The sequence below is a fragment of the Paenibacillus sp. FSL P4-0081 genome (assembly GCF_000758565.1).
Classification (GTDB): domain Bacteria; phylum Bacillota; class Bacilli; order Paenibacillales; family Paenibacillaceae; genus Paenibacillus_AQ; species Paenibacillus_AQ phytohabitans.
In genome coordinates, this window is record NZ_CP009280.1 from 48,224 (window position 1) to 60,850 (window position 12,627).

12 protein-coding genes are annotated in these 12,627 nt (G+C 53.0%); all 12 read left to right on the forward strand.

The features are described from left to right. The first annotated feature begins 211 nt into the window (after positions 1-211). The 12 genes from spoVT (at position 212) to P40081_RS00285 (ending at position 12,593) form a co-directional block, all read left to right on the forward strand. Complete coding sequence (gene spoVT, locus P40081_RS00230) at positions 212-754, forward strand: stage V sporulation protein T (RefSeq protein ID WP_039305786.1); 543 nt, start codon at positions 212-214, stop codon at positions 752-754. 220 nt (positions 755-974) lie between these two features. Continuing rightward, positions 975-2,636 carry a putative polysaccharide biosynthesis protein gene (locus P40081_RS00235; RefSeq protein ID WP_042132687.1) on the forward strand — a complete coding sequence of 554 codons (1,662 nt, stop codon included), beginning with the start codon at positions 975-977 and terminating at the stop codon, positions 2,634-2,636. 74 nt (positions 2,637-2,710) lie between these two features. Continuing rightward, positions 2,711-4,210 (forward strand): bifunctional methyltransferase/pyrophosphohydrolase YabN, encoded by a 1,500-nt coding sequence (gene mazG, locus P40081_RS00240; protein WP_042132688.1) that lies wholly within the window; start codon positions 2,711-2,713, stop codon positions 4,208-4,210. Positions 4,211-4,474: 264 nt separating this feature from the next. Continuing rightward, positions 4,475-4,747 (forward strand): HU family DNA-binding protein, encoded by a 273-nt coding sequence (locus P40081_RS00245; protein ID WP_039309509.1) that lies wholly within the window; start codon positions 4,475-4,477, stop codon positions 4,745-4,747. Further along, positions 4,747-5,025, forward strand: a complete 279-nt coding sequence (locus P40081_RS00250) for an RNA-binding S4 domain-containing protein (protein ID WP_036723951.1) — start codon at positions 4,747-4,749, stop codon at positions 5,023-5,025. The genes P40081_RS00245 and P40081_RS00250 overlap by 1 nt, the downstream gene beginning before the upstream one ends. A 141-nt stretch (positions 5,026-5,166) precedes the next feature. After that, the gene (gene yabP, locus P40081_RS00255; protein WP_039309510.1) at positions 5,167-5,451 is read left to right on the forward strand and encodes a sporulation protein YabP; all 285 of its coding nucleotides are present in this window, start codon (positions 5,167-5,169) and stop codon (positions 5,449-5,451) included. Next, positions 5,448-6,011, forward strand: a complete 564-nt coding sequence (gene yabQ, locus P40081_RS00260) for a spore cortex biosynthesis protein YabQ (protein ID WP_042132689.1) — start codon at positions 5,448-5,450, stop codon at positions 6,009-6,011. Before yabP ends, yabQ begins: the two co-directional genes overlap by 4 nt. A 22-nt stretch (positions 6,012-6,033) precedes the next feature. Then, positions 6,034-6,366: an FtsB family cell division protein gene (locus P40081_RS00265; RefSeq protein WP_039309513.1), complete on the forward strand. Its 333-nt coding sequence runs from the start codon at positions 6,034-6,036 to the stop codon at positions 6,364-6,366. A 128-nt stretch (positions 6,367-6,494) separates the two neighbouring features. Continuing rightward, positions 6,495-6,998: a S1 domain-containing RNA-binding protein gene (locus tag P40081_RS00270; RefSeq protein WP_042132690.1), complete on the forward strand. Its 504-nt coding sequence runs from the start codon at positions 6,495-6,497 to the stop codon at positions 6,996-6,998. Positions 6,999-7,441: 443 nt separating this feature from the next. After that, on the forward strand, positions 7,442-9,949 hold the full coding sequence (gene spoIIE / locus P40081_RS00275; RefSeq protein WP_042132691.1) for a stage II sporulation protein E: 2,508 nt from the start codon (positions 7,442-7,444) through the stop codon (positions 9,947-9,949). Positions 9,950-10,918: 969 nt separating this feature from the next. After that, the gene (locus P40081_RS00280; protein ID WP_042132692.1) at positions 10,919-11,665 is read left to right on the forward strand and encodes a vWA domain-containing protein; all 747 of its coding nucleotides are present in this window, start codon (positions 10,919-10,921) and stop codon (positions 11,663-11,665) included. Next, positions 11,655-12,593, forward strand: a complete 939-nt coding sequence (locus tag P40081_RS00285; protein ID WP_042132693.1) for a serine/threonine protein kinase — start codon at positions 11,655-11,657, stop codon at positions 12,591-12,593. Before P40081_RS00280 ends, P40081_RS00285 begins: the two co-directional genes overlap by 11 nt. Positions 12,594-12,627: the final 34 nt, after the last annotated feature.

A 12,627-nucleotide genomic window follows, 5' to 3' on the forward strand; every position in this document is an offset into this window, starting at 1 on the left:
GAATGGTGAATTTAAGAACATAACTGGAATGATGCGCCTGTTGTGTTTGTGATTTTGCATGAACTATTTTAAACAGGCGGCTTGAATGTATAAGGAACTGGGAAGAGATGAATACTATGGTCAGATATTACGATAAATCACTGGGATTAACCATTCCCATAATGGACAGTAGTTGGACCATACTTCTTAAGAAAGCGGGGCAACATGTGAAATGAAAGCTACTGGAATTGTACGCCGTATTGATGACCTCGGACGAGTTGTTATCCCTAAAGAGATTAGACGCACCTTGCGGATTCGGGAAGGAGACCCTCTGGAAATCTTCGTCGACCGTGATGGTGAAGTTATATTGAAAAAATATTCTCCGATTGGCGAGCTGGGTGATTTCGCTAAAGAATACGCGGAGTCACTGTTTGAGGGAACAGGGCATATTACCATGATTACGGACCGGGACACCTTCATCGCACTCGCCGGCGGCTCCAAGAAGGATTATTTGGAGAAGCAGGTTGGCGTGCTGCTGGAGAAGGTAATGGAAAGCCGTAAAACGGTGCTTGAGACTAATGGGGGCAGCTACGACATCAGCAAAGACCACACGGAGTTGCTATCCAGCTATGTGGCAGCACCCATTATCTCCGGCGGAGATCCAATCGGCTGTGTAGTACTGCTGAATAAGGATGACACGGTAAAAATGGCGCAGATGGAAGTGAAGATGGCTGAAACAGCCGCAGCCTTCCTGGGCAAGCAAATGGAGCAGTAAGAGATTGGCCTATAGAACCCCGCTTATCCTCTGGGTATGAATCCACAGGAAATGGCGGGGTTTTGTTGTATCAGTGAAGCCATTTCCACTTACAGGCATACTTAAGCTATAATATAGAAATTCATTCTAATATGATGAACTTAAGAATGGGGACTTTCTTGTAACATGCTTAAGTTCACGTTCAATAATATGGCAGTCACGCTGTAGAAGCAGGTATATCATGAAATCAGACACACAGGGCTCTAAGCTGCTGCAAGGTGCATTTATTCTTAGCGCGGCAGCTATTTTCTCGAAACTGATCGGCACCCTGCAGAAGATTCCGCTGCAGAACCTGGGTGGTGACGCAGCATTCGGTATCTACAATACGGTCTATCCGCTATATACGATTCTGGTCACGGTGGCCATGCTGGGGTTGCCTGCAGCTATCTCACGGTTCGTAGCAGAGACATCTGCTGCGCAGGATGATCAGGAAGGACGGCGGGTGCTGCGCCTGTCAGCGGGCATTACAGCAGTCTCCGGACTGATTCTCGGGGTTCTGGTCTATACCGGAGCTCCGGTTATTGCTATGTGGGTCGGCAACTCCCATATTACCCCTGCTCTGCGCAGCAGCGCCTGGGGACTGGCAGTAGTACCGCTGATGGCTGCTCTGCGCGGTTACTTCCAGGGGCTGCATAATATGATGCCGACTGCGGTGTCACAGGTCGTAGAGCAGTCGGTACGTGTGGCAGTCATGATCGCACTGCTGCTCTATCTGACAGCGGCCGGTGCCGATGCGGCAGGTATTGCCGCCGGTGCATTGCTCGGTCCTGCGGGCGGGGGATTGGCAGGTCTGGCTGTTATGCTCCTCTACTGGCGCAGTTACCGCCGCCGCGGGCTGCAGGACGTCATGCCTCAGGTTCCGGCCAGAGGGAAACCAGCCGCAGCCGCAGTTGAAGTCCGCCCAGAGCATGGCGCGAATGCCCGTAAGCTGCTGGCTTACGGACTGCCGGTGATGCTGGGCGCTCTGGCAGTGCCGCTGATCGGCCTGGTGGATGTGTTCACGGTTCCCCGTCTGCTGACGGGAAGCGGCAGCAGTGAGACGGCTGCTATGGCCCAGTTCGGCATCTATAACCGCGGACTGCCGCTCGTCCAGATCGTAACCATGCTGGCCACCTCGTTGTCGGTAGTATTCATTCCGGCCCTGGCGGAAGCGAAATTCCAGAGGAATGAGGACCTTATCCGTACGCGCGTCACGTTGTCGCTGCGCTGGTTCTGGCTCCTCGGGCTGGCCGCGTCCGTAGGCCTGGCCGTTCTTGCAGAGCCGGTTAACACGGCTCTGTACGGGGACGCTGCCGGCAGCAGTGCGATGACCTGGCTGGCCTTCACCGCCGCCGGCGGTACGGTCAGCATCATCTCCGCCGCGCTGCTGCAGGGCCTTGGCGCCGTGCGTGCGCCGGCGCTGCACCTTCTGGCCGCCGCTGCGCTTAAGGCGGCCCTGAACCTGCTGCTGGTCCCGCAGCAGGGCATTACCGGTGCGGCCATCGCCGGCGTGGCCGCACATCTCTTCGCAGCAGCGCTGAACGTGCTGCTGCTGCACCGCCAGGGCTATCTGCGGCTGCGCTTCGCAGATGCCCTGCTGAAGCCCGCAGCGCTGCTCGCGGGCCTGGGGCTGGTTGCCGCGGCCGTGAGCCTCGCCGCGGGCAGAGCGGCGGACGCGGCCGGCTTCGGCGGCGGGCGGACCGCTGCGCTGGCGCAGAGCCTGCTCGGCGTGCTCGCAGGCTGCGCCGTCTTCGCACTCGGCGCAGTGGCGCTGCGGCTGCTCAGCGAGAACGAACTGCGCCAGCTTCCGGGCTTCGGCCCCCGGCTGGCGGACAAGCTGAAGAAGCTGCGCCTGTTCCCTTAAGGCTTACTAATAATTTACATAGGGCCACCGGCTGCACGAGCAGCAGGCAGATGCCCTCAAAGGAGTAGACAGGCATGAGCGCAATACTAACGGTAGTCGGTCTTGGCTCCGGCAATCCGGACCGGCTGACACTGGGCATTATCAAGAAGCTCAAGGCGGCATCCGCCGTTTACGTGCGGACCGCAGAGCATCCCGCTATGGCTGCACTGGCTGAGCTTGAGATTTCTTCGGAGTCTTTCGACGGGCTGTATGAATCGTTATCCTCCTTCCCTGAGGTCTACGAAGCCATTACGGCCACCCTGATTGAGAAGGCAGCGGCGGCTCCGCAAGGCACAGAAATCGTCTATGCCGTGCCGGGACATCCTATGGTTGCTGAATCCGCTGTATCCCTGCTGCGCCAGCGCTGCCCGGAGGCCGGCATTGAGCTGAATATCCTCGGCGGCGAGAGCTTCCTCGATGAGGCATTCGTCCGTCTGGGCTTTGATCCGATTGAAGGATTTCAGCTGCTGGATGCTTCGGGCATCCGCAGCTCCCAGCTCCACCCGGAGCTGCACACGCTGATCGGACAGGTCTATGACAGCTTCACTGCATCAGAAACCAAGCTCTGCCTGATGGAACTGTATCCGCCGGAGTATGAAGTAATTGTCGGACATGCTCTCGGTGTAGAGGGCGAGGAGCAGATTCTCCGTGTGCCGCTGTATGAGCTGGACCGGCTGGACGGATACGGCAACCTCTCGCTGGTGTACGTTCCGATCAACCGTGCAGAGGATGCGCGAAAGCGTACGTTTGCCCGGCTGCATGAAATTGTCGATATTTTGCGGAGTCCCGAAGGCTGCCCCTGGGACCGTGAGCAGACGCATGAGTCTCTGCGCAAGAACCTGATCGAAGAGACTTATGAGGTGCTGGAAACGATTGACGAGGATGACCCGGACCATATGAAGGAAGAGCTGGGCGACCTGCTGCTCCAGATTATGCTTCATGCTCAGATGGAAGAGGAGCTCGGCACATTTAGCGTCTATGATGTAATAGAGGGGCTGAATGATAAGCTGATCTTCCGCCATCCGCATGTATTCGGTGACCAGGTTGCCGGCAATGCCGAGGAGGCGCTGCAGAACTGGGATGGCATGAAGGCCGAAGAGAAGCGGCGCAAAGGCGTGAAGCCTGAAGCGTTATCCGCGCTCAGCGGGGTTCCCCGTGACCTGCCTGCACTGATGAAGGCTTACAAGCTGCAGAAGAAGGCCTCCAAGGTGGGATTCGATTGGGATAATACCGGGGATGTACTGGCCAAAATCCGTGAAGAGGTCGACGAACTGCAGGAAGCGATTGAAACGGGGCTGTCTGCCGAGGAGCAAATGCTGGAGCTTGGTGATCTGCTGTTCGCGGCAACCAATGTAGCCCGCTTCATCGATGCCGATCCGGAAGAAGCGCTGACCCGCACAAACCGCAAGTTTATCTCCCGGTTCCAGTACATTGAGCAGCGACTGCTTGATAGAGGTACTAGTGTTCAAGACAGTAGTCTCGAAGAGATGGAAGCCCTCTGGCAGGAAGCCAAGACGGAAGAGCGGAGCCAGTAGGGTATACAGTGCCGGAGAAACGGTAATGCTGTGAACAGGACCTTAAATCTCTGATTTGAAATGCAAAGAGAGGTTTATAATGTTATAGTGCTATAAGCCCCGGTTCTCCCGCCAGATGTTACATTTTTAAAAAAAACGGCGGATCATGGCAGGAATTGAGGGTAGAATCAAGAATATCATAAAGACGAAATGACGTTTTGCGGCAACTTCTGCCAGCAAACTGATTTTCATTTATTTTTTGTATCCTAGGAGGAACTTCAAATTATGAACAAGACAGATCTGGTAAACAACATTTCCGAAAAAAGCGGATTGGCCAAAAAAGATGTAGAAGCAGTACTCAACGGGGTTCTGGGCGAAATTACAGAAGCTCTGGCAAGCGGAGATAAAGTGCAGCTGATCGGATTCGGTACTTTTGAAACCCGCAAACGTTCCGGCCGTACGGGCCGTAACCCGCAATCGGGCACACCTATTGAAATCCCTGAATCGACTGTACCGGCCTTCAAGGCAGGTAACAAGCTTAAAGAAGCCGTTAACTAATGCGTCTGGACAAGTTCCTGAAAGTTTCCCGTCTGATCAAGCGCCGCACCGTGGCCAAGGATGTGTCCGAACAGGGCCGGGTACTGATCAATGGACGGGAATCCAAACCGAGCAGCACTGTGAAGATCGGTGACGAGATTACCGTGCAGTTCGGCCAAAAGCTTGTGACGGTCAAAGTCGAAAAGCTGGTGGAGACCACCCGCAAGGACGAGGCCGCCGGAATGTATACCCTGCTCCGTGAAGAGCCTGTGGCCAAAAGCACCGGACTCGACTGGTAAGGCAGATATTCAAAGGCAGTAACCGAAAGCGTAACTTTACTCTATGTGAAGTTGCGCTTTTTTACGATGCATGGCACGCCTTCATGTTCTATACCCTGTCCTTCCGTCATAGATTAGAACCAAGAAGGAGGGGTACATGCTATGATCGAGCCAGCCAAAGTCAATAAACAACATGATCTGCACATGCACAGCCGTAAACAGGTCGAACTTACGGGCGTGCAGAATGTAGAGAGCTTTGACAGCGAGGAGTTTCTGCTGCGTACGGAACTCGGCCATCTCACCATTCGGGGAAGTCATTTACATATCAAAAATTTAAGTCTGGAGAATGGATTGTTGTCACTTGAAGGCAATGTTCATTCCCTGATTTATCTGGATCCCGGTACGCAGGGCAAAAATAAAGGGATTCTCCGTAAGCTGTTCAAATGAATCCCGCGGTCCAATGGATCACCCTGTTCTACATGGTACTGGCCGGCACAGCCATGGGACTGGCCTATGACAGCTACCGGGTGCTGTCGCTGAAGCTGAGCTTTCCCAAATGGCTGAATGCGCTGCTGGATCTGCTGTACTGGATAGCGGCTGCCCTGTTCGTCTTTCGCATGCTTTATGCCGGAAATCAGGGACAATTGAGGTTTTATGTCTTTCTCGGACTCTTTCTAGGTGTATGGATCTATTTTTTGATCTTCAGTGTTACGGTACGGCGTTTTGTGTTAATGTTAATTCAGTCGGTTCAGTATACGTGCAGGATGCTATGGAGATGTATTGAGATCGTGATCGGATGGCCGCTTCTCTGGCTGTGGCGCCTTGTGAAGGGAACGCTGCTGCTGCTCGGCCGGATCCTGCTCTATATTTTGAAGTTGCTGCTGCGTCTAACCAAGCCAATCTGGGTACTTCCTGTAAGGTGGGTCTCTCCGTATCTTGCCCGGTTCTATCACAGTGCCAGGATGGCGAGGATCACTAAATGGATATCGGAATGGCGGAAACGCTGATCTTGAACTGGGGGTACGCTGTATGAACAGATTCTCTGCGGAAGAGAAGAATAATAACAATAAGGCTTCGGCCGCAGGCGCGAAGAGAAGAAAGTTTATATGGATTTTTGTAGTAGCGGTATTCTTCGGCTGGGCCGGGTTTACTTTCTTTGCCCAAAGTTCAGCTATTGCCGACAAGACTGAACAGCTTGCGAAGAAGCAGCAGAGCAATGAAAGTGTCACAGCTTCGCTTAACCAACTGAAATATGAAGTCTCGCGGCTGAATGATGATGAGTATATCGGACAATTAGCGCGTAAATGGTATAATATGTATCCAGAAGGTGAATCACCTATCCGCACAGAGCAATCTGAGTAATAAAAGCAGGCTAAAAGGGGCTTTCGCTCTGTTGCCTTGCTTTGTTCTTTACTGTATAATCAAATCACCGCAGACAGGATGAACTTAATATTCGTCTGTATATTTTTAAGGGAGGATCATTTTATTCTATGGCAATTGAAGTGGGCACCAAGTTAGAGGGCAAGGTGACAGGCATCACGCATTTCGGAGCATTTGTGGATCTGTCAGGAGGTGTCACAGGTCTCGTTCACATCTCGGAGATCGCCGATAACTACGTCAAGGATGTTAACGATCATTTGAAGATTGCGGATGTAGTAACCGTCAAGGTGATCAATGTTGACAAGGACGGCAAGATCGGACTTTCCATTAAGCAGGCCGTTGATAAGCCGGCGTCAGAAGTACGTCCCCCCAGAGCTCCAAGACCAGAACGTCCAAGCGGTGGAGACCGTTTCGGCGGTGGTGGCGGCAGTGGCGGAGGCGGCGGTGGTGGATTCAATCGTGAACGGGGTGGGCGTCCATTCAAGCCTGCAGCCGGTAAACCTTCATTCGAGGATAAAATGTCACGCTTCCTGAAAGACAGCGAAGAACGGATATCTTCGATCAAGAAGAACACAGAAGGAAAGCGCGGCGGCCGTGGAGCCAAGCGCGTATAATCTGAGTCTTGCACATCATAAATAACCGCTGGGGCTTCATGCCCTTCGCGGTTTTTTTGTTTGTCCTGGTAATTGTTCAATTCCTGGCATTTGCCCGCTGGTCGCAGTAAGCTCTGCATTAACTTCAGTGTAGGATTCGCAGCCGGGCTGTTTTTTGTCGGCCACAAACAAATTGCCGACAGCATCCAAGCCATTCTCACATAACTCTAGGGCAATCGCTGACGAATGTATGCGCGGGCACCGGCAACGTCCGCCGTCATGGCCAGCCCCGGCAAGGGCTAACCTTTTGCTCCGTAAGGGTTAGAAAGGTTTTTCCATAAAATGTCGGCAGAGGCTTTTTTGTCGGAATATTTTTACAGCCTGCTCTCTGTTTCTGACAAACTTTCATAAGACCCCCGCTATATAATGAGAACCATAAATTCTTATACGGGTGGTGCAGGGGAATGAGTAAAAGCAATGTGGTGAATTTGCCGGAGTGGACAAGAGCAGGAAGCAAAGACAAGATTCAGAAGGAAGCTTGGAGTACACGTCTGAAGGCGTGGAGTATGAAACAGCCGGTCCTCCAGTTCATCGCGGTCAAGAAGTGGGCAATGCTGCTGAGTCTGATGGGCTTTTTACTGGGCCGTGCCATGATTTTGGACGAGCTGACTCCCTTTGCTGCCGCTTATTTCGCCGTCATTGTATTTATGCGCAGGGACTCTACGCTGCCTGTGGCTGCGGCTATTCTGCTCGGAAGTCTCTTTACCCCGTTTCCCGGTGCTATAGTGGTTGCCGCAGAGCTGATTATCTTTTATCTAATTTATAAAGGAATGGAGAACTTCCAGCGGGTGGATCTGTCCTATGCGCCGCTGATGGTATTCGTGGCTTCTTTTATGGTGGGACTGTTCCGGGTGGTGATCGGGCCGACGCTGGCCTGGTATCCGCTGATGATGGCAACGATTGATGCCTTGCTTGGGTTTGTGCTGACGCTCGTATTCCTGCAGGCGCTTCCGGTGTTCACTTATAAGCAAAAAAGCAGGGCGCTTCGCAATGAAGAGGTCCTCTGCCTGATTATTCTGCTGGCCTCCGTGATGACAGGCCTGGTCGGGTGGACGGTAAACGGCCTTTCTCTGGAGCATATTTTATCGCGCTTCCTCATTCTGCTCTTTGCCCTTGCCGGTGGAGCCCCGCTCGGGGCAGCCGTCGGTGTCGTCACCGGACTGATTCTCAGTCTGGCTGATGTAAGTGCCATTTATCAGATGAGTCTGCTGGCCTTCTCCGGCATGCTGGCGGGAATGATGCAGTCCGGACGCAAAGGGGCCGTCTCAATCGGGATGCTGCTGGGTTCAACCATATTGTCGGTATATTTCATGGGACCGGGCGATGTGATGAATTCCACCTGGGAGACCTGCGCGGCCGTAGTGTTGTTTCTTCTGACACCTAAAGGCATTATTTCTGCCATTGCCAAATATGTACCGGGGACTGCTGATCATAGCCGCTCTCAACATGAATATGCCCGCAGAGTGCGGGATATTACAGCAGACCGGGTTACCCAGTTCTCGCAGGTATTCCGTCAGCTCTCCAGCAGCTTTGGTCAAATTCCCCGGGCCACGGAAGCAGGTAAAAGCGACCGTGAAATGGAGGATTTTATGAAAACGGTAACGGAAGGGGCCTGCGCCGGCTGCATCCGGCGTACCCACTGCTGGGATGCCAAGTTCTATCAGACATACAGATATATGACCGATATGATGACTACTGTGGAGGAATGCCCCGACATTACAGCGGCCCAGCTGCCTCCGGAATGGAACCGGATCTGCGGCAAGACGGGCGAAGTACTGGAAGTAATGAAGGGCCAATATGAACTCTATCAGCATGATATGCGCTGGAAGCGGCAAATATACGACAGCCGCCAATTTGTTGCCGAGCAATTATCCGGGGTCTCTCAGGTTATGGAGGATCTGGCGAAGGAGATCAAGCGGGAGGGCCAGGCGATGTACCGCCAGGAGGGACAGATTCGCGAGGCACTGGAGAAGCTGGGCCTGTCAATTCACACTATAGAAATTCTAAGCCTTGATCCCGGCCGGGTAGAGATTGAAGTAGTGCATGCTTATACCCGGGGCTTTGACGAATGCCGCAAAATGATTGCCCCGCTGCTCTCCGATATCCTGGAGGAGAATATTGCGGTGGTAAGTGAAACAGCTGTGCACCCGCGCGAAGGCTTATCCATGGTGACTTTTGGTTCGGCCAAAGCTTATGAAATCAATACCGGCGTAGCCGGGGCTGCCAAAGGAGGCGACATAATGTCCGGCGACAGCTTCAGTACGGTGGAGCTCGGAAATGGCACCTTTGCTGTGTCGATCAGCGATGGAATGGGCAACGGCGAGCGGGCCCGGATGGAGAGCAGCGCTGCGCTATCCATGCTGGAGAAGCTGCTGCAATCCGGGATGGATGAGAAGCTGGCGGTCAAGTCCGTCAATTCGATTCTTCTGCTGCGTTCCCCGGATGAATTCTATGCGACCGTGGATATGGCGCTGATCGATCAATATTCGGCGCAGACCATCTTCATGAAGATAGCATCAGCACCAAGCTTTATCCGGCGGGGCAGCGAGGTTATTCCGGTGACAGCCAGCAATCTGCCGATTGGAATTATTAAAGATATCGAAGTGGACCTGGTCACCATGCAGCTGCGTCCCGGGGATATTCTCATTATGATGACCGATGGTATTTATGATGCGCCCGGATATGCCGTTAATAAAGAGATATGGATGAAACGCCTGATTCAGGAGCTGGAAGGCGATGATCCTCAGGATATGGCCGACAGCCTGCTGGATAAGGTAATCCGTTACCAGGGCAATGAAATCCATGATGATATGACGATTGTCGTCAGCCGTGTCGATCATTTCCATCCGGAGTGGTCCAGCCTGCATATGCCGGGCGTGGGCCGGATGGAGAGACCGCGTACAGTTAGTTAGGTAACCTATCATTCAGCTGACATTGTTCTTTCATTATTATCTATAGAGGCAGAACTTAAAATTGTGGCCAGCCGATAAAACGCCCCCCTGCAGAGTAGGGTTTCGTTCATGCAGTAAGTGGGATTCTTAAGTTCCCTCTATTTTCTGTCCGTCACGCTGCCATGGGAATAAAAGACACTATGTAGTGTAGTCCTGGCTCCTCACTGCGTAGGCATGAAATGTTGTACTGAGTGCAGCATTGATTTGAAGATACCCGGTTGTTTGGGAGGATTGTTGTATGAATTACAACAATTGCTCCGCTAAATGGCTTGGAAGCTGAGAAATCCTGCATTTCGTACAACAATATCCGCTTAGGGATGATTTTGTGAGGGAAATGTTGTATTTGGTGCAGGATTTTAAGACACAGACTGGAGGAGCGATAGTGGGGCGCTTAATAGTTATCTGCAGGAAACTTATCAATTCAGCTGCAGCAATCACCATATTTCACCACCAGCTAAGTGGTTAGCCAAGTTAAGCACCACCGGAGCTTCCATATATTCCGCTGGCCGAGGCCTGTGGTGTCAATCTTGTGTTAACGGGCGGGTGCATTCCATCCACTCGCCCGTTTCTGCCCCGCCCCGTTTCAACCGCCGCTGACTCAGCGGCGATTGCTTCAGATTGTTGGTCTTATCGTGAGGTTAAGGAACGGAGAGGAATTTTGGAGCCGCAGAAGCGGCAGCATTCGCCTGAAAGCTTTCCGCAGGAAAGCTCGCTTCGGAAGCATATGCAGTCCTCTGATTTCAACCGCAAACTGCGGTACTCAAATCAGGAAATCAGAGGACAACAGCGATCGGAGGCCCAAAACTTTCTCGCATTGACCCTTATTTCATGAAGCTATTCGATTCAAGTTTTTCCCGCTAAGCGGCGTTTGAAATCTCTCTACCTTGGATATGCTAGAACTAGATACAAGGCAAAGGGGAGTGAACGGTCATGAAGCAGATTCTGCTCATTACTGACGGTTGTTCAAATGTGGGGGAAAGTCCGGTACTTGCGGCAGCGCATGCCCGGCAGGAAGGCATTACGGTCAATGTCGTAGGTGTCGTGGACTATGGAACGATCGGTGAACTCGGAAGCCGGGAGATCGCTGATATTGCCAAAGCGGGAGGCGGACTCAGCCGGATTGCCTCAACGTCGCAGCTGGCGCAGACCATTCAGATGATGACCCGCAAGACCGTGGTTCAGACAATCCAGCAGGCGGTTAATAAAGAGGTAAAAAAAATTCTCGGCGAGGGTTCCCTTGAAGAACTGCCTCCACAGCAGCGGTCGCAGGTGGTTACGGTTGTCGATGAGCTGACTGAGACTTCTCCGCTGCGTATTGCCCTATTAATTGATGCAAGTGCGAGCATGAAGCCCAAGCTGGGTGCTGTGGAGGATGCCATCCGTGATTTGGCTCTCAGTCTGGAGGCACGGGAAGGGCGGAGCGAGCTTGCCGTGTTCCATTTCCCCGGACACTCCAGCAGTGAAGATGCCGTGCTGGATATGGACTGGACGCGGAATGTATCGGAAGTCCGCTCACTGTTCTCCAGGCTGAAGATGCGGGGGGCTACTCCGACAGGACCGGCTATTTTCAAGGTGCTCGAACATTACCGTTATGATAAACTGGATGAACCTCGTGACTATCTTGTGAATGGGGATGACGAGGCAAGAGAAGGGATGATTGGTGGGTATGTCGTCTAATCCACCCTTTCCGGCAGGCACTGTAATTACCGGCAAATGGCGGGGGAACCGTTATGTTGTGGAGCGGATGCTGGGGAAAGGGGCAAACGGAACCGTATATCTTGTGCAGCGGGAAGGCCGGCGGGAGCGGTATGCGCTCAAAATCGGATACGATACGCTGGAGCTGCAGTCAGAGATCAATGTACTGACCTCTCTGCAATCCTGCCGTAAACGCAGCGAGCACCGGGCGCGCAAGGAGTCACCGTTGTCCTCTTACCTGCTGGAATCGGATGATTTCAAGGATAGGGACCATACTCCTTTCTACGTGATGCGTTATGTGGAGGGCAGACCGCTGCATCATTTTTTGTCCAGGAACGGGGCGTCCTGGCTGGGGCTTGTCGGCATGAAGCTTCTGGAGAAGCTGCAGACCCTGCATGAGTGCGGCTTTGTGTTCGGAGACCTTAAGCCGGAGAATGTCATGGTATCCAGTTACGGGGAAGCCGAGCTGATTGACTACGGTGGCGCGAGTCCCCTGGGACGCAGCGTGAAGCAGTTTACCGAATGGCATGACCGCGGATTCTGGAACGCCGGCAGCCGGACGGGAGACGAGAACTATGATCTGTTTGCTTTTGCCGTACTGTGCCTGCGCCTGCTTAATGAAGAAGGTCTGAAGTCGGCAGCCCAGCAGCTGCCGCAGACCCGGAGTGTGGATGAACTGCTGAAGCTGGCCAGAAATCTGCCTGACAAGAAGCTGGCCTCATGGCTGTGTCTGGCGCTCAAAGGCGGTTTTCCCGGATCCGCACAAGCTGCGGAGATTTGGAGAAGTCAGATATACAGAGCACGGAAGACGGGAAAGGATACGATGGCAACTCCCCGCTGGCTCAAAAATGCGTTTGCGCTGTCTTTATTTCTGCTGGCCTTTACGATTTACTGGGTATTCCGTTTTTGAAATTATACATAATACCAGGGTACTGGAATTCCGG